Origin of the sequence: Chryseobacterium sp. 2VB (assembly GCF_005503635.1) — a bacterium.
In the GTDB taxonomy this organism is placed as follows: domain Bacteria; phylum Bacteroidota; class Bacteroidia; order Flavobacteriales; family Weeksellaceae; genus Chryseobacterium; species Chryseobacterium cupriresistens.
In genome coordinates this window covers 30,842-47,948 of record NZ_SCNC01000025.1, presented here as the reverse complement: position 1 = coordinate 47,948, position 17,107 = coordinate 30,842, and the positions used below count along the sequence as shown (strand labels likewise).

The window sequence follows — 17,107 nt, the reverse complement described above, 5'->3', positions numbered from 1 at the left end:
CATCCCGAACCTCACATAAAAAATTCATATTGACAATTCACGATTCACTTTTTAAATATCATCAAACGTCTTCCTGATCTTCTCTACAGCATTCTTCATACTCATATTAAAATGCTCCTTTTCCAGTCTTACCGGTGGAGCCTGTCTCACTTCACAGTCAGGGATACTGCAGGATTCGCATGTAACCCCTACATTAATGGTTTTTAAAGATGGAGACTTGATAAAACCTATCTTTTTAATCGTTTGGGAATTCAGTAAAATGCCCAGGCAATAACTTCTGTTACTTCCATCTGAGAATGGATTTTTTTGTGAAGTAGAAATTACCAGATAACTTATTCCCTGATCTTTATAATGAGAAACCTGAGCATCCGTCAGGGTTTCATTTTCTTTTAAATCACCAAGGTTTTTTACCGCAATCCATCTTCTGCAGTAATGCTCGTTCATTGCATTGGCATGAGGAGCCTGCTGGTGATTAAGATGAAGCTCCTTTAAAATCTGGATTTTATCCGAATTTTTCTTTTTTACCAGACATAAATAAAAAAGATCTTTGATTCCCATTTCAGCCGAGAGAATGTTGGTCAGCCGGTAATAAAATGTTTCAGGCGAATGGGTGAAACTGCTGATAAGACTCTCAAAATTTTTAGGTTCCCATGTATTTTGCTGGAAAAATTCTGAGGTCTTTTCAATGACAGGTCCCTTTGAAATGAGCAATGCTCCTGCGAAATAAGAGGCGTAAAAGTTATTCAGAATTTCTTCAAAGCTTCCGAAATCAAGCCACGAATAGGTATTGGGCCGGTTTTTTAATTCCAGTACATTGAAGCCGATTTCTTTAGCCAGAATGAATGTTTTCTGATCCTTTTCCAGTTTTTGATTCAGCAGCAATAGTTTTTTTTCAGGAATGAAAAGAGAGCGGAGGTTATCCAGAGTTCCATATTTTTCAAAATCTTCAGACTGAATGGTGTAACTGAATTTTTCTGCAAGAATTGCCTCCAGGATGTCAGACTTTAAATCTTTTCCGGGTTGTAACTGATTTTCCCGGGTAAACAGATCAACCTTTTCTTCAATTTCCGGAAAATAGTTATCATATAATTCCTGAAATGACCTTAAGACGGCAAAATAAAATCTTTCCTTTCCAAGATTATAATTCTGAGAAATTTCGATCAGGGCATTAATAAAAGCCGTTACTTTTTTCGGAGCATCGCTGATAATGCTGATGAGGTTGTTTTTATTAATTCCGAATAACTCCAGCGGAACTTCTTTAAAGAAATCAGACTGCAGGATTTCATTGAAAGGGGAAAGGCTTTTATCAAGTTTGGTAGAAACCAGATCGTCAAAAGTACAGCTCAGTGCTTCAGAAAGCTGAATGATTTTATCGTGCTTGGGATATTTTTTTCCGTTTTCAATTTCGTTGAGGTAAGATTTTGATAATCCTGTCTTTACAGCAAGATCCTGCAGAGACCAGTTTTTCTTTTGTCTCTGCTGCTTCAGTTTTAGCCCGAAAACTGTTTTGATAAAGTCGCTTTCTGAATTCATTACTCAAATATAAATAATTAGATGCGATTATTCGCATAATAATTTTTAAATAAATTTAGCGAACGTTCGCTATTTGTGAAAATTTTTATTTATGTTTGTAATATCAAATCACAAAATCAATAAGTTATGGAAACAAAGACTCAATTAGAAATAAAGTCACAGAAGCAGTTTGAGGAAATATTTACTCCCGATTTGACAGATTTTCTGATTTCGCTTCATCAGCACTTTAATCATAAAAGACTTGAACTTTTAGAAGAAAGAAAAATTACTCAGCAAAATTTTGATAAAGGAAATCTTCCTGAGTTCTTGAAAGAAACAGCAGACATCCGGAATGGAAATTGGGTATGTGCTCCGCTTCCTGACGATATGCTGGATAGAAGAGTAGAAATTACCGGTCCTGTTGACCGCAAAATGATTATCAATGCCTTGAATTCCGGTGCCTCTACATTTATGGCCGACTTTGAAGACAGCAGCTCGCCAGTGTGGGAAAACTGTATTCAGGGACAGATCAATCTTTCTGATGCCATTAACCGGACTATTGATTTTGTCAATGAAAAAGGAAAGGCATACACCCTTAATGAAAAAACGGCTGTTTTACAGGTTCGTCCACGCGGCCTGCACCTTCCTGAAAAACATATTGAAATCAATGGAGAAAAAGCTTCCGGATCACTGACTGATTTTGGAATATATTTCTTCAGAAATGCAAAACAGCTTTTGGAAAACGGTAGCGGTCCTTATTTCTATCTTCCAAAACTGGAACATTATAAGGAAGCACGCTGGTGGAATGAAGTTTTTGTTTTTGCGCAAAACTATCTTGGAATTCCGGAGGGAACCATTAAAGCGACTGTTTTAATAGAAACAATTACCGCTTCATTTCAGATTGATGAAATTTTATTTGAATTAAAAGAACATAGTGCCGGACTGAATTGCGGAAGATGGGATTATATTTTCTCTTACATTAAAAAATTCAGAAATCTTCCCGAATTTATTGTTCCGGACAGAGATCAGGTAACTATGACGTCTCCCTTTATGAGTGCTTATTCAAAAAGGGTGATTGAAATCTGCCATAAAAGAAATGTACATGCAATAGGCGGAATGGCCGCTCAAATTCCGGTAAAAGACGATGACGAAGCCAATACTATTGCTTTTGAAAAAGTAAGAAATGATAAAGAAAGGGAAGTGAAAAATGGCCACGACGGAACGTGGGTTGCACATCCGGCATTGGTATCTGTAGCAAAACAAGTTTTTGACCAGTATATGCCTTCCCAAAATCAGATCGATAAAAAATTTGAATACCATATAACAGAAAGCCAGCTGCTGGAAATTCCCAAAGGAGAAATCACAGAAAAAGGAGTCCGTAAAAATATCAATGTTGGAATTCTTTACCTTGAAAGCTGGCTGATGGGAACCGGTGCTGCTGCTATTTATAATCTGATGGAAGATGCCGCTACTGCTGAGATTTCAAGAACACAAATCTGGCAATGGCTGAAAAATGAAGCGGTTCTGAGTGATGTCAGAACGTTAACCCGAAGCATGGTACTGCAGTGGGAAAAAGAAGAAATGGATCATATTGAAAAATATGTAGGTGAAACCCGATTCAAAAACGGAAAATTCAACCTCGCCAAAGAACTTTTCAATGAATTGATTTTCTGTGAAAATTTTGAAGAATTTCTGACCCTTAAAGCTTATCCTTTTATCTAGTTAGTAGTGAGAGAGTAGAAGTGTCCGAAAGTTTGAGAATCATATCTCGTACCTCCGAACCTCGTAACCCGAACCCCAAAATCTAATCAAACAAAATCCAAATATTATGAAAACAAGACAAGAACAAATCCAGGCTATTGAGCAAGATTGGCTGACAAACCCACGCTGGAAAGGCATTAAGAGACCTTATACAGCTGAAGAAGTTTTAAAACTTCGCGGTTCTTATACCATAGATTATACTATTGCTACAGAAATGTCCAAAAAATTCTGGGATAAATTAAATACCCAGGATTATGTGGCGGGACTGGGTGCATTGACAGGTAATCAGGCGGTGCAGGAAGTAGATGCCGGCCTGGAAGCAATTTATCTTTCTGGATGGCAGGTGGCTGCAGATGCTAACCTGTCAGGGGAGATGTATCCGGATCAGTCATTGTATCCGGCCAATTCAGTGCCTTCTGTGGTAAAGAAAATTAATAATGCCTTACTGAGAGCAGATCAGGTGCAGTCTGTAAGCGGAACAGGAAATAAAGAATATCTTGTGCCTATTATTGCTGATGCAGAAGCAGGTTTTGGAGGTAATCTGAATGCTTTTGAACTGATGAAACAAATGATTGAAGCCGGAGCAGCTGCCGTACATTTTGAAGATCAGCTTTCTTCCGCTAAAAAATGCGGCCACTTGGGCGGGAAAGTATTGGTACCTACTCAGGAAGCGGTCAATAAGTTGATAGCAGCGCGTCTGGCTGCCGATGTATTGGGCGTTCCAAGCCTTATCATTGCAAGAACGGATGCGGATGCAGCAGATTTACTGACTTCTGATATTGATGACAGGGATAAGAAATTCGTAACCGGAGAAAGAACTTCTGAAGGTTTTTACGTGGTAAGAAACGGAGTTGCGCAGGGAATCGACAGAGGACTGTCTTATGCACCATATGCTGATCTGATCTGGATGGAAACTTCTAATCCTGATCTGGAGCAAGCCAGAAGATTTGCAGATGGAATTCATGCAAAATTCCCTGGAAAAATGCTTGCTTATAACTGTTCACCTTCATTCAACTGGGCTGCAAAACTGAGTGTGGAAGAAATGTCTACTTTCAGAGAAGAGCTGGCTAAAATGGGGTACAAATTCCAGTTTATTACCCTTGCAGGATTCCATGCATTGAATACAGCCATGTTTGAGCTGGCACTGGCTTATAAAGAAAGAGGAATGGCAGGATATTCTGAACTTCAGGAGCGCGAATTTGCATTACAGCAGAAAGGATTCAGAGCGGTGAAGCATCAGTCTTTTGTAGGAACAGGATATTTTGATGAAGTACAGAATATTGTCACCAACGGTTCCTCAGCTACTGTAGCGATGAAAGATTCTACAGAAACAGCACAGTTCCATTAGTCATTTTTCCATATTTTTTGATGTTAAACCTTCTCTTTGAGAAGGTTTTTCTTTGTCTGAAGTTGTTTAAACCTGTTTTTTACATCATTTAATTTCAAATTAATAATTACATGATAAGTAATTGAAATTTGAGTTATATTTGGGAGCGAAAAAAAATATTATTACAAATGAATTTAATTAAGACAATTTTTATTGCGTTAGGATTAACACTTACTGCAAATATTGTAAATGCTCAACAGAAGATTGGAAGTGTAAATACAGAGGACATTTTTGCAAGTTTATCTGAAGTAAAAACTATAGGAACTACTATTGATAACCTGACTAAGACCAGGCAGACTGAAATTGAGAAGCTTATCGGTGATTATCAGACTAAATTGAAAGCGGCACAGGATAAAGAAAAAACGTTAAGCGAGGCGAATAAAGAAGCTGTGACTAAAGAACTGATTGCAGCACAAACAGAACTACAGGCTTTAGGTAAGAAGATAGAGGAAATCAGAACACAGGCTGCTAAAGATATTTCTGCCAAACAAAACGAATTGTTTAGTCCTTTACAGAAGAAAGTAAAAGATGCTATTTATGCTGTAGCAAAAGAAAGAAACCTGAATTTTGTATTTGATGTAGCATCACAGGAATCTAATAACCTTCTTTACACAGACGGAAGCGAAGATATCACTGCTACTGTGAAAACCAAGTTAGGGGCTACGGCAACAACTGCCAAGCCAGCTGGAAAATCTAAATAAGAATTTTTAATATACTGCATATTGTAACGGAATCAGATTGATGATTCCGTTTTTTTATGGACAAAAGTGAGTGGCTGGATGAAGAAAGTTTTATTTTAAAATGATAAATTTGAGTAAACTTTCAGGAGAATGAATTTGATGTACGAAAAACAGATCAAAGTAACAGAAGAGCATATTGATCAGAACAACCATGTGAATAATGTACAATATGTACACTGGGTGGAAGAAGTGGCAGCAGAGCACTGGAATCTTCTGAAACAGCAAACAGAATATGTAAACGACGCCTGGATGCTTCTGGATCATCATATCCGATATAAAAAACAGGTTTATCTGGGTGATATCATTACGGTAAGAACTTATCCAATGGCTCCGGAAGGTGCTAAACAGCCAAGAAAAGTAGAATTTTACTGTAATGATAAGCTGGTGGTAGACTCAAGAACACTTTGGATTTTATTTGATCCTGAAACTAAAAAGATCAAGCGCCTGGAAAGTGACTGGCTGGAGAGATTTTTTTAATATAAAACTAAACCAAAACCAAAACTAAATATACATGAAGCTTTTATATTCACTGACATTGTTGTTGTTAAGCATGGCGGGCTATAGCCAGGAAAATCCTTACTTGTTGACAGATGATATTAAAAAAAAGGTGGCAGACTCCACCCAAAGTCAATCCTGGAGAAGCCAGATGGCTGCAACATTTTACTCGATAAGCGGACAATATAAATCTGCATTGGAAAGTTGGGATATGACTTTTGGAAGAGTGAAAAAGCTGAGCACTGCAGATAGTTTGAAGTTTACGAAATTAGTCCCTGTCAACGCAAAAGATTATATCTTAGAAAGATCCGTTAGTGAACAGATTATCATCATTAATGAAGCCCATCACAATGCCAGTCACCGAACTTTCGCATCTTCCTTACTTCAGGGATTATATGACAAAGGTTACAGATATTTGGGACTTGAAACATTAGCGGGAGACTCTGTAAACACCACAAAATTTGCTGCTCTTAACAGTGGATATTATTCCAAAGAACCGGAATTCGGAAACTTTATTTACAATGCCTTGAAAATTGGGTTCAAGCTTTTCCCATATGAAGCAGAAGGAAATAACAAAGAAAGAGAAATTGGAGAAGCAAAAAATATCTTCGATTTTATGCAGAAAAATAAAGAAGGCAAATATCTGATCTATTGTGGCTATCAGCATGCTTATGAAGGGGTTCATAAATCCTGGGAGAAAACAATGGCGGGACGACTTTCCGACCTGACGGGGATCAATCCGTTTACGATTGACCAGACTCAGTTTTCAGAAAAAAGTAACCTGAAGTATAATGAACCGCTTTTAAGATTGATAAATAATACCATCCCTGTTGTTTTGAAAGGTGAAAATAAGGGAATATACAATGGAGAAGACAAAGAGTTATATACTGATATTAAAATCATTCATCCGGTTACAAAATACATCAACGGAAGGCCACATTGGATGTTGAGTAAAAACAGGAAGTTTTACAAAATTCCTTCTTCTAAAATTTCAAATTATCCGGCCCAGGTTTTAGCTTACAGAAAAGGTGAATTTGAAAAGGAAGGTGTTCCTGCGGATATCATTGAACTCAATACTTCCCAAGACAGTCGTTTTTTAATCCTGGACAAAGGAAATTATGATATTGTTGTAAAAGATAAAGCGTATACCATTATTAACAAGTTTGAAAAAACGATAAGATAATGTCTGAAATATCTGGGTAGAAGAACGAGGTAATGAAAAATAAGTTAAGAAAAATAACTGTCAATACTATAGAATACTTGTATTTGGTTTCTGATCAATATCACTCTGAAACTAAAACTAATACTTTGACTGTAAAAGTATTTTTAAACGGACAAAAGCAAACCCCTCTAATCATCAGATTTATGACTGTCGAGGATTATATAATGGGACAGCCTTTAAAATCAGGTGTGAAACTGATGAATAAAATCACAGGTTCAGAAGATGAGATAAATCTCAATAGACCACAATACATCAAACAGTTTATTGTATTGGGATTAATGAAAGGATGGTCCGGTTTCAATTCAATGGAAATACAAAACGGACTTGATTATTTGAGAGAATTAGGCTTTCAAACCGGTCAATTAAAACCAGAATATAACGAATAATTTTTCCTTTAATGTAATAGAATAAAACGACTGCTGTTTTTACTAAGGAAACATCAAACAAACATCTTCATGAAACTTTCTATTTTAACAATATTATTTTCAGGTTTTTTCTAAAAAGAATATTTTAAAATCGCTGTAATAGAAACAGTCTTTTCTCTATTAAGCTGTTTTATCCTATCTTTGTATTATGATACGTATTACAAAAATTTTTACATTCGAAACGGCTCACGTGCTTTACAACTACGATGGGAAGTGTAAAAATATGCATGGGCACTCCTATAAGCTGTTTGTAACAGTGAAAGGAAAACCGATTAATGATATTGAAAATCCTAAAAATGGAATGGTGGTAGATTTCGGAGATATCAAAAGTATCGTAAAATCTGAGATCGTAGATGTTTGGGACCATGCGGTTCTTGTCAATGCGCTGTCTCCACATAAAGAACTGGGAGATGACCTTGAGCAGAAAGGACATAAAGTAATCTATTGCAGCTTTCAGCCAACCTGTGAAAACATGTTGTACGCCATTGCTGCTAAAATCAAATCAAGACTTCCCGAAGGAATTTCTTTAGCTTATCTTAAACTTCACGAGACAGAAAACTCGTATGGAGAATGGTTTGCAGAAGATAATCAATAATTTTTCACAAAACTCAGAAGGTGTTAAAAACAACAATTAATTTAGAACCTGGAAAAAAAGTGTATTTCGCTTCGGATCAGCATTTTGGTGCCCCTACACCAAAGGAAAGTAAGGTGCGGGAAGAGAGATTTATACGCTGGATGGATGAGATCAAGGAAGATGCGCAGGTTTTGTTTTTAATGGGTGATCTTTTTGACTTCTGGCACGAATGGAAGCATGTCATTCCCAAAGGATATGTCAGGGTGCTCGGGAAAATTGCAGAATTGAAAGACAGAGGAATTCATATTTATTTCTTTGTCGGAAATCATGATCTTTGGATGAAAGATTATCTGGAAGAAGAAATCGGGTGTACCGTATTCTATCAGAAACAATATTTTGAAATGGGAGGGAAGCAGTTTCTGCTGGCCCATGGAGATGGTTTGGGACCTGGAGACAAAGGATATAAAAGAATGAAAAAATTATTCACAAATCCTGTGGCACAATGGTTCTTCAAATGGCTTCATCCCGATATTGCGATGAAAGTGGCATTGTATCTTTCCCAAAAAAATAAAATGATCTCAGGAGAAGAGGACAAGGCTTTTCTGGGAGAAGATAAAGAGTTTCTCATCATTTATTCCAAAGAAAAGCTGAAAACCCAGAAGATTGATTATTTTATCTATGGACACAGGCATCTGCCTATGGTACTGGATCTGGAACAGAATGCAAAATATATCAACCTTGGAGACTGGATTTCCTATTTCACTTACGGGGTTTTTGAAAAAGATTTTGAACTGAAAACTTTTGAAAAATAAAGCAAAAAAAATTACCCCTAAAAAGAGGTAACTTTCGAACGGGTGGAAAACCCACTCTTGTTTTTAATCCATATTCCGGATAAGTCATTGCAATAAGTCTACCAAAATAGGTTTTATGCATTAAAAAATTATTAAAAAAATATTCTATCTCTATAATTGCCCTGCAGCCGGGGATTAAGAAACTCAAAAAATTATGGAACTGAAAAATATATTCAACATACAGACTGAACAGGATTTCCTGAATGCCTCATTGAAAACATTTCGTTATCAATATGACAATGTTGAAATATACAGGAAATTTGTTGATTTTCTGAAGGTTAGTCCAGATGAGGTAGATAGCCTGGTGAAAATTCCGTTTCTTCCTATTGAAATGTTTAAAAATCATCAGATTCTGGATAAAAATGTGGATACGGACCTTTTCTTTCAAAGTTCAGGAACCACCCAGATGAACCTTTCCAAACATTTCATCGCAGATCCGGAACTTTATGAGGAGAGTATTTATAAAAGCTTTGAACAGTTCATCGGAAAACCGGAAGACTTTATTTTTCTGGGGCTGCTTCCAAGTTATCTTGAGAGACAGAATTCATCACTGATCTATATGGTAGATTATCTGATGAAAAAATCTGCCAAGCCGGAAAACGGATATTTCCTTTATAATCATGCTGAACTCTTTGAACTATTGAACACATTGCAGGATAAAAAAGTGATTCTTTTCGGAGTTTCTTTTGCCCTTCTTGATTTTCTGGATTACTGTCATTCTGAGCAAAGTGAAGAATCCCCGAATTTCCCTGAAAATTTAATAGTGATTGAAACCGGCGGTATGAAGGGGCGAAAGGAAGAAATGACCAAGGATGAATTGCTTAAAATATTGCAGGAAGGTCTTAAAACAGAGAAAATCTATTCAGAATATTCTATGACAGAGTTGCTTTCACAAGCTTACTCCCTTGAAAATAATGAATATGAGTGTCCCAACTGGATGAGAATTATGGTCCGCAATGCAGAAGATCCTTTAGCGTACGAAAAAGAAGGCCGCACAGGAGCTATTAATATTATTGACCTTGCCAATACCCATTCCTGCTCATTTATTGCCACACAGGATTTAGGAAAAATAATCGGTGATAAATTTCAGGTGTTAGGAAGAATAGACCATTCAGATATCAGAGGATGTAGTTTACTGGTTAGCTGATGATTTAATCCGAAGAAAGCAATTGTGAATCGTCAATTCACTCCACTTGTCAATTTTTGTATCATAAAATAGTTTGCGACTTTTGCTGAGTGAAACGCCTTTGCGAGCCTTTAAACATTTAACTATTAAAAACTTTGCGGGCATTGCGTTTTATTAAAATATTTTTACCATCATAAAAAATGATCAAAATAGAAGAACTCATACACGCCTACATCCATTCCCATTGCGATTTTGAAAAAGAAATCGTACTGACGAATTATTTTCAGGCAGATTGGGAAGCAGACATCTTAATCATAGATTCGGAGGGTGGAAGTCATGAAATTGAAATTAAACTTTCGAAAAGTGATTTTAAAAATGATTTCAAAAAATCATACCTGAATAAAGACACCGGAGAAAAATTTCTGAAACACGATAAAATTTCCTGTGGGGATTATATGTGTAATTCTTTCAGTTTTTTGCTCCCGATGGGAATGGTAGATGCTGCTTTAATTCCGGAACATTGCGGAATCATTGAATTCTATCACAATGCGGATACCTGGGATACCGAATTTTATCTGATTCGCCAGCCTAAGAAACTGCATGAAGATTCCTACTGGAAACTGAATGACAAGGATTTTTTTATCAGGAAGATGGCTTTGAATCTTCTCCAGCGTAAAATGGAGATCAAAGGAAAGCACGAGGAACTGATTTTTAAAAATCCCTTTGAAATCAAAAAACTGAAATAAAATTAAGGAGGTTTCTTATTCTGACGCAAAGACTTATTTTCTATATTTAAAGTTTAAGAAAGCAAAGAAGGAATCAATTTCATTGATTTTTATTAAGCGATCGTAAAACCTATCACTTCATCAACGACGTAGTCGTAACCACTTTGCTCCCTTAAATAAAAATTGATCTTTATAAAAACTTTGCGTTTACAAAGAATTTCAAAACAATTATTCAAAATCAGAAAATAAAAAAATCCTGCCGCCTGACAGGATTTTATCATTGAATAGTATTTTAAATTAATCTGCAATTTCAGCAGTATCTCTCTGAAGTAAGAACTTGTAGATTAAACCTCCTACAACTCCTCCCAAAATAGGGGCAACCCAGAACAGCCAAAGCTGTGACATGGCAATTCCTCCCATAAACACTGCCTGAGAAAGTGATCTCGCGGGATTTACAGAAGTATTTGTAATCGGGATTGAGATCAGGTGGATCAACGTAAGAGCAAGACCGATGGCAAGACCGGCAAACTTACCGTTAGCCCACTTATCCGTGGCTCCCATGATTACAATAAGGAAAAAAGCAGTTAATAAGAACTCAGCAAGAAATGCAGCTCCCATACTGAAAGCTTTTCCGTTATAAACGGCTTCACCGTAGAAGTTGGTGGCGAAATCTCCGGGTTTTGAGAATTCTACCGCTCCGGCTCCGTTAAGAATCGTATACAGGCATCCTGCTGCTACAATTGCACCCAGACACTGTGCCACAATGTACGGGATAAGGTCTTTTGCAGAAAATCTTCCTCCTGCTAAAAGTCCAAAAGAAACTGCCGGATTAAAATGCCCTCCTGAGATATGGCCTACAGCGTAAGCCATGGTAAGAACAGTAAGACCGAAGGCTAAAGCAACTCCTAAAAGTCCGATGCCAATATCTGGAACACCGGCTGCGAAAACAGCGCTTCCACATCCTCCGAAAACAAGCCAAAATGTGCCGAAAAATTCAGCGAAAAGTTTTTTTATCATGTTGTTTATTGTTTAAAGTATCTCAAATGTAAAATTTAAATCTTAAAGTAAAAAGATAAATCTGAAAAATATTTCAAAAAAGAGAGAACAAAAATTACAAAATCTGTAATTTGGTGTAAAGTTTGTTTGGGATTTGTTTAGAGAGTATAATAGTCGGTTTTGAAAGATATAACATAAATGTTTTATCTTTCATTTGTAATTTAAAAGGATGGTGAATGAGAAAGTTTTTTTGTGTGGTCTTTGTACCTTTTATTTATAGTTTACACTATTCGCAGGCAGCTAAAAAAGCTTTTCCCTGCTATGATCTTTCCACTGTATTGAAGGTTGAACCTACGCCGCTTTATAAATCTCATCTTGATGCCTCAAAAAGTTTTGGGGTACAGCTGCTGAAAGATTCCAAAACAGTGCAGCGATATATCAATAGCGGCAAATTCCACAAAATAAAAAAATCGGGTAAAGGATATCGCGTTCAAAAACTTGATTACAGCAGGGCTTATATGGTATCGAAGGCAAAAACTACATTGGAAAAAATAGGTTCTAAGTTCAGCAAGGATACAAAAGGCGGTATCTTTACTGTTTCATCCATTACCAGAACGCTTGAAGACCAATGCAGGCTTAGAAGAGTAAATTCCAACGCCTCACTAGGGATTAGTTCACACAATTATGGTAATTCTTTTGACATTTCTTATGTAAGATTCAACAACGTTTTAAAGTACAATCCGAAAATGGAATTGGCATTGGAGAAAGTTTTAAAGTACTATGAGAAAGCCGGTAGAATATATTTCATCAAAGAGAAACAACAGAGCTGTTATCATATTACTGTGAAAAATTATTAATTAAAATCCTCTTGCGTAGCATATTTAGTTTCTATATTTTTATACGACTAAAAACTATGCTTATGTCAACATTAAACATTGTAGACTATATGCTGCCTGTAGAAGAATGCAGGACAGCATCAAATGAATGGAAAGCATCTCTTTCAGACTTTTCCAGAATTCAAAAGCTTATCCCTACCAACTATGTTTTTAATATTTCCAGAGAGCACCTTGAATGGATGAAAGGGTTCAGTGATTATAAAGACTTCTGTGCTGCAGTAGGAATTTACAGAGACCGGTTGATTCTTATTTTTTATCCTATGAATAACGACGGGGAAAAAATAGATGTAAAAGAATATCCATACAGTTTCCTTACCGAACTTGATAAAGATCTGAGGCTGCAGGAAATCCAGGAATATACCGTCATCAGAAATGCGGTTCTTTCCAGAGATCTTGAGAGTATGGAGAAGAATGCCAATATGGGATTCCCGGTTTCCAATACACCGGTTCTTGAGCAGGACAAAGCCGTAGATGCTATTGAACGCTGGAGAAACCAGGGAATGGACTGGTTTTATAAAGAGAGCAGAGAAAATGAAGGCAGCGGAATTTTCAGAAAATTCTATGTTCCTATAGCAGATCTTTGCCTTTCAGATGAAGGGCTGGCCGGTATTACCTGTTCTTTTGGTATCAGATACAATGATATCTATGGAAAAATGCTGGTAACCCTTATTTTTATCTCTTTCCGTGAAAATCTCAGGAATGCAGAACTGGGAGCAGAAGTGATTTCCAATACTTATGACTGGGCAAAGCCGTGTCCTCCTATCTGCCGTATTCCGGATGTAGATGTAGGATGTGAATTTTAAAATGATATACTGAGGAATGGCTGGACTTTACAAGGCAATTTTATTCCTGAATTATGCACTGCTTCTATCTGTTATACTGCTGGGAGCAGCAAAATACCGCATATTAAATCATAAAGAAAAGCAATATTTTCATTGTATTGCTTTTCTTTTTTTTATTGAGCTGCTGAATCTGGCGCTGCCTTATATCTTCAGACTGAATGACACCTCATTCCTCTATCCTTTATATATTGCAGGAGAATTTTTCCTTCTGACGGGCTTATTTGTCAGAAAACTGGACTGGCCAAAAGCTGTTCTGTGGATTACAGGTACATTGGCAGCGGGTTTTATGATCTCGAAATACGGATTCGATTATCCCGCCAATGCCGATATTGCAAAAGTAGTTTCCAATATCATTATCATCTGTCTTTCCGGGTTTACGCTGATCCGTGAGATTAAGAATACCTCTCTACAGAATCGTTTTCTTCTCGTAGATGCCAGTGTTTTTTTCTACTATTCCGTTTCTGTATTTATTTTTATCATCCAGCATCAGATTGCCAATCTGTCGGAAAATGATTACTATACAATTCTCAGTGCCAATAATATTCTTTCGGGTATTTTGTACTGTTCATTTTTATACACTTTTATCAGATTAAAGAAGTAACTTTAAATATCAATCTGCTGATCCTTATAATTGTTACCATAACAGTTATAGTATCCTTTATTCTGTTAGCGTACAGAGCTTTTATAACCAGAATCATTAAGGAGAAAAATGTACAGCATGAGGCGGAAGTTCTCCATCAGAAGAAATTAGTGCTGGAAAACATCAAAGCCCAGGAAGAAGAAAGAAAAAGAATTGCGGTCATGATTCACGATGATATCGGAAACCGTCTCAATATCCTTTCTTTATGGTTAAATAATCTGGATACTCAGGGCGATGAGCTCATCAAAAAAAAAATCTACGGCCAGATGTCTTCCCTGATTGATGCTGCCAGAAGTATTTCCCATTCATTATATCCTGTAAACCTGGAATCTGTGGGTCTGGTTTTATATGTTGAAGAATTAATAGCCAACCTTTCCCACAAAATCAATATCTCTTTGCAGGTAATGCAGGGATATGAAAAAAAAGATCTTTTTGTGGAAGTACAGCTGTACAGAATTATTCAGGAGTTTACTACCAATGTGATCAAACATTCGGACGCAACGGATATCTGGATTTACATGAAAGATTATCCTGAAAATATGGCTGTAGTAATTTCGGATAACGGGCAGGGCTTTGAATATGAAGAAGTGAAAAAAGGAATGGGAATAAAAAATATCGAATCCCGTATCAAATCAATGAATGCTACACACAAATGGAAAAAAACATTTTCAAACAAAGGAAGTCGTTTAATCATAAAAATTCCAAAATATCATGAGTTCCCAAATCAAACTAGCACTGATTGATGATGAACAGCTGATCCTCGAAGGGGTAAAAATGCTGCTGTCCAATGAAAAAAATATATCGGTAACCCTTACCGCAGATAATGGCCCCGGTTTTATAGAAGACCTCGGAAAACTTTCAAAAGATGAATTCCCTGATATTGCTCTTGTAGATGTTCAGATGAAACCCATGAACGGTTTTGAACTGGTAGAAATCCTCAAAGAGAAATTTCCCGATCTTAAAATTATTATCCTGTCATCCCATTATAAAACCTCAATTCTCGGATATATGGTCAAGCTGGGAGTATCTGCGTTTCTGCCGAAAAATTCGAATAAGAAAACCTTTATTGATGCCATTACAATGGTAGATAAAAACGGAGTTTTTTTCACGGCCGAAGATCATCAGATGCTGTTTACTTATATGAACAGTTCTGCCAAGAAAAATTCTCTTTTTGAAACAGAAGATGAACTATCCGAAAGAGAAAAAGATGTGGTAAAACTGATCTGCCAGGAACTGACCAACAACGAAATCGGAGAAAAACTCTTTATCAGCCCGAGAACTGTAGAAAGTCACAGACAGCGTATTCTCGAAAAAATCGGAGCCAGAAATACAGTAGGAATCGTCATCTATGCTATTGTCAACAATATTTACTCTCTTGAAAAAATATAAATTGATTCCGTAGAAATACGGAATTTTTTATTTGGTACTTTTCACTCTAGCGAACCTTGTTTTTCTTCTGTTATTTTGGAATGTCTCTTTAAGTGATGTCAGTTGAAAAAAACACAACAGGATCTGTAATAAAAAATTAAAGTAGAAACATGGATGGTAACAGAGTGATTTCCGTCGGGATTTTCTTTGACGGCACAGGAAACAATGGAGTCAATATTCTTTCACCGGATAAACCGCTGAATAATAATGAAAGTTACTACGGGACTTTCAGCAATATCTATAAATTATACAGTCTGTTCGTTGGAGATGAAAAGATATATATTGAAGGAATTGGTACTGTAACGGGGCATGAAGATAATAATTTTGCTATGGCAACATGTGCAAACCCACCTTATGGAAGTGGTTATTCCTCTGATGATAAACTTCGGAAAGCAGGGGAATTTGTGCAAAAAATAGCTCATAATGACACCAAAGAATACCATTTTTTTATATACGGATTCGGCCGGGGAGGTATGTTGGCAAGAACCTTCTGTAATCAGCTTCTGACTCATTATGCTGTGGGAAATTGCAGAATAAAATTTTTAGGGCTTTTTGATACAGTAGAGTCCAGACCTTTTAATACCTATAATATGAATATGTCTGTACAGATAGAGAATGCTCTGCATTTCTGTGCAGTTAATGAGGGCAGGTTTTTCTTTCCGCTTACCGGTTTATTTGAGAATTCAAAAACAATGAAGGATCAGAAATCAGAAAAAAAATCATCAGTTTGGAAAGAAGTATTTGTTCCCGGAGATCATGCCGATATTGGAGGCGGCTATCTTGAAGGACCGCAATCTGTTTATATTTCTACAGATTTCGCAAATGTTGATGATCTGCATAGCTATGTTTCAGATATCAGAAATGCAAAAACCAGTGCTGATGGAAATAAAATCTGGGATGCATTGCTCTCAGAATATAAAGTGGAAACAGTGAATGGACTTTCGCAGGCATTTGTGTGCAGGGATAAAGTATATAACGACCTCTCAAAAGTATATGGAAAACTGATGATGGATGAGACCAATACCATATTGTCAGTATTTAGTACAGAAAATGAAGCCTATTTCGGAACAGATTATAATAAACATTCTTTTCTTAACAGGTATTATAGTAAAATGAAAGAGTATCTGAAGGATCTTTCCGGAAACAAAAAGCCAACATATGATTTCGGAAGATTTGCAGAGTATACGCATATTTCATCAAACTTCGGATTGTACAGTAATAGTTTCCGGTATAGAACCCAGCGTGAAATTAATATTGAGCTGATCAATAACGGATTAAATGTATCAAGCAGTACCTCCGTTGATGAAACAAGCCGAACAAAAAGACTTTCCGTAGAACTTCATCTGCCGGAAGACAGCTTTGTTGCTGATTTTCTTTATGGAACAAACGTTCCCAATAATGATATCTGGCTTCGCTCTATTGTAAAAACACCGGCAGCTGTTAGAATAAATGAATAGAAGCATTCGTGAAAATACTTCTCAGTTTTA

The 17,107-nt window shown here is 36.6% G+C and carries 18 protein-coding genes; 16 read left to right on the top strand and 2 right to left on the bottom strand.

From position 1 onward, the window contains the following. Nucleotides 1-51: 51 nt before the first annotated feature. The gene (locus FFS26_RS18590) at nt 52-1,533 is read right to left on the bottom strand and encodes a helix-turn-helix domain-containing protein (RefSeq protein ID WP_110008003.1); all 1,482 of its coding nucleotides are present in this window, start codon (nt 1,531-1,533) and stop codon (nt 52-54) included. A gap of 126 nt (nt 1,534-1,659) precedes the next feature. Between FFS26_RS18590 and aceB the strand changes: the two genes are divergently transcribed. The 10 genes from aceB to FFS26_RS18540 all read left to right on the top strand — a co-directional run bounded on the left by aceB (nt 1,660) and on the right by FFS26_RS18540 (nt 10,839). After that, a complete protein-coding gene (gene aceB, locus FFS26_RS18585) occupies nt 1,660-3,234 on the top strand; it encodes a malate synthase A (protein ID WP_137905767.1) in 1,575 nt (524 codons plus the stop codon). A gap of 106 nt (nt 3,235-3,340) precedes the next feature. Then, entirely contained in the window at nt 3,341-4,621 is a 1,281-nt protein-coding gene (gene aceA / locus FFS26_RS18580; protein ID WP_137905766.1) for an isocitrate lyase, read from the top strand. A 167-nt stretch (nt 4,622-4,788) separates the two neighbouring features. Continuing rightward, a complete protein-coding gene (locus FFS26_RS18575) occupies nt 4,789-5,361 on the top strand; it encodes an OmpH family outer membrane protein (RefSeq protein WP_137905765.1) in 573 nt (190 codons plus the stop codon). Nucleotides 5,362-5,490: 129 nt separating this feature from the next. Then, a complete protein-coding gene (locus tag FFS26_RS18570; RefSeq protein ID WP_137905764.1) occupies nt 5,491-5,877 on the top strand; it encodes an acyl-CoA thioesterase in 387 nt (128 codons plus the stop codon). A gap of 34 nt (nt 5,878-5,911) precedes the next feature. Continuing rightward, complete coding sequence (locus FFS26_RS18565) at nt 5,912-7,078, top strand: hypothetical protein (RefSeq protein WP_137905763.1); 1,167 nt, start codon at nt 5,912-5,914, stop codon at nt 7,076-7,078. A gap of 32 nt (nt 7,079-7,110) precedes the next feature. Beyond that, nucleotides 7,111-7,503, top strand: a complete 393-nt coding sequence (locus FFS26_RS18560; protein ID WP_110007997.1) for a hypothetical protein — start codon at nt 7,111-7,113, stop codon at nt 7,501-7,503. 187 nt (nt 7,504-7,690) lie between these two features. Further along, the gene (locus FFS26_RS18555) at nt 7,691-8,137 is read left to right on the top strand and encodes a 6-pyruvoyl trahydropterin synthase family protein (RefSeq protein ID WP_047097353.1); all 447 of its coding nucleotides are present in this window, start codon (nt 7,691-7,693) and stop codon (nt 8,135-8,137) included. Between the two features lie 20 nt (nt 8,138-8,157). Continuing rightward, a complete protein-coding gene (locus FFS26_RS18550; protein ID WP_110007996.1) occupies nt 8,158-8,928 on the top strand; it encodes a UDP-2,3-diacylglucosamine diphosphatase in 771 nt (256 codons plus the stop codon). 193 nt (nt 8,929-9,121) lie between these two features. Further along, nucleotides 9,122-10,114, top strand: coding sequence for an acyl transferase (locus FFS26_RS18545; RefSeq protein ID WP_137905762.1), 993 nt, complete (start codon nt 9,122-9,124; stop codon nt 10,112-10,114). Between the two features lie 179 nt (nt 10,115-10,293). After that, nucleotides 10,294-10,839, top strand: a complete 546-nt coding sequence (locus FFS26_RS18540; protein ID WP_110007994.1) for a hypothetical protein — start codon at nt 10,294-10,296, stop codon at nt 10,837-10,839. A 276-nt stretch (nt 10,840-11,115) separates the two neighbouring features. On the opposite strand, the gene aqpZ is transcribed toward FFS26_RS18540, so the two are convergent. Beyond that, nucleotides 11,116-11,832 (bottom strand): aquaporin Z, encoded by a 717-nt coding sequence (aqpZ, locus tag FFS26_RS18535; protein WP_110008304.1) that lies wholly within the window; start codon nt 11,830-11,832, stop codon nt 11,116-11,118. A gap of 218 nt (nt 11,833-12,050) precedes the next feature. Between aqpZ and FFS26_RS18530 the strand changes: the two genes are divergently transcribed. The 6 genes from FFS26_RS18530 to FFS26_RS18505 all read left to right on the top strand — a co-directional run bounded on the left by FFS26_RS18530 (nt 12,051) and on the right by FFS26_RS18505 (nt 17,077). After that, the gene (locus FFS26_RS18530; protein ID WP_137905761.1) at nt 12,051-12,671 is read left to right on the top strand and encodes a DUF5715 family protein; all 621 of its coding nucleotides are present in this window, start codon (nt 12,051-12,053) and stop codon (nt 12,669-12,671) included. A 62-nt stretch (nt 12,672-12,733) separates the two neighbouring features. Then, nucleotides 12,734-13,513: a hypothetical protein gene (locus FFS26_RS18525; protein WP_227943443.1), complete on the top strand. Its 780-nt coding sequence runs from the start codon at nt 12,734-12,736 to the stop codon at nt 13,511-13,513. A gap of 16 nt (nt 13,514-13,529) precedes the next feature. Next, nucleotides 13,530-14,153, top strand: coding sequence for a hypothetical protein (locus FFS26_RS18520; protein WP_137905760.1), 624 nt, complete (start codon nt 13,530-13,532; stop codon nt 14,151-14,153). Nucleotides 14,154-14,302: 149 nt separating this feature from the next. Next, the gene (locus FFS26_RS18515) at nt 14,303-14,935 is read left to right on the top strand and encodes a sensor histidine kinase (RefSeq protein WP_228406411.1); all 633 of its coding nucleotides are present in this window, start codon (nt 14,303-14,305) and stop codon (nt 14,933-14,935) included. Beyond that, the gene (locus FFS26_RS18510) at nt 14,904-15,581 is read left to right on the top strand and encodes a response regulator (RefSeq protein ID WP_110007989.1); all 678 of its coding nucleotides are present in this window, start codon (nt 14,904-14,906) and stop codon (nt 15,579-15,581) included. The genes FFS26_RS18515 and FFS26_RS18510 overlap by 32 nt, the downstream gene beginning before the upstream one ends. Before the next feature lie 149 nt (nt 15,582-15,730). Next, nucleotides 15,731-17,077 (top strand): T6SS phospholipase effector Tle1-like catalytic domain-containing protein, encoded by a 1,347-nt coding sequence (locus tag FFS26_RS18505; protein ID WP_110007988.1) that lies wholly within the window; start codon nt 15,731-15,733, stop codon nt 17,075-17,077. Nucleotides 17,078-17,107: the final 30 nt, after the last annotated feature.

Coding starts and splice junctions, on each gene's coding strand:
- FFS26_RS18590 (WP_110008003.1), bottom strand. CDS start 1,533: ATGAATTCAGAAAGCGACTTTATCAAAACAGTTTTCGGGCTAAAACTG.
- aceB (WP_137905767.1), top strand. CDS start 1,660: ATGGAAACAAAGACTCAATTAGAAATAAAGTCACAGAAGCAGTTTGAG.
- aceA (WP_137905766.1), top strand. CDS start 3,341: ATGAAAACAAGACAAGAACAAATCCAGGCTATTGAGCAAGATTGGCTG.
- FFS26_RS18575 (WP_137905765.1), top strand. CDS start 4,789: ATGAATTTAATTAAGACAATTTTTATTGCGTTAGGATTAACACTTACT.
- FFS26_RS18570 (WP_137905764.1), top strand. CDS start 5,491: ATGAATTTGATGTACGAAAAACAGATCAAAGTAACAGAAGAGCATATT.
- FFS26_RS18565 (WP_137905763.1), top strand. CDS start 5,912: ATGAAGCTTTTATATTCACTGACATTGTTGTTGTTAAGCATGGCGGGC.
- FFS26_RS18560 (WP_110007997.1), top strand. CDS start 7,111: ATGAAAAATAAGTTAAGAAAAATAACTGTCAATACTATAGAATACTTG.
- FFS26_RS18555 (WP_047097353.1), top strand. CDS start 7,691: ATGATACGTATTACAAAAATTTTTACATTCGAAACGGCTCACGTGCTT.
- FFS26_RS18545 (WP_137905762.1), top strand. CDS start 9,122: ATGGAACTGAAAAATATATTCAACATACAGACTGAACAGGATTTCCTG.
- FFS26_RS18540 (WP_110007994.1), top strand. CDS start 10,294: ATGATCAAAATAGAAGAACTCATACACGCCTACATCCATTCCCATTGC.
- FFS26_RS18530 (WP_137905761.1), top strand. CDS start 12,051: ATGAGAAAGTTTTTTTGTGTGGTCTTTGTACCTTTTATTTATAGTTTA.
- FFS26_RS18525 (WP_227943443.1), top strand. CDS start 12,734: ATGTCAACATTAAACATTGTAGACTATATGCTGCCTGTAGAAGAATGC.
- FFS26_RS18520 (WP_137905760.1), top strand. CDS start 13,530: ATGGCTGGACTTTACAAGGCAATTTTATTCCTGAATTATGCACTGCTT.
- FFS26_RS18510 (WP_110007989.1), top strand. CDS start 14,904: ATGAGTTCCCAAATCAAACTAGCACTGATTGATGATGAACAGCTGATC.
- FFS26_RS18505 (WP_110007988.1), top strand. CDS start 15,731: ATGGATGGTAACAGAGTGATTTCCGTCGGGATTTTCTTTGACGGCACA.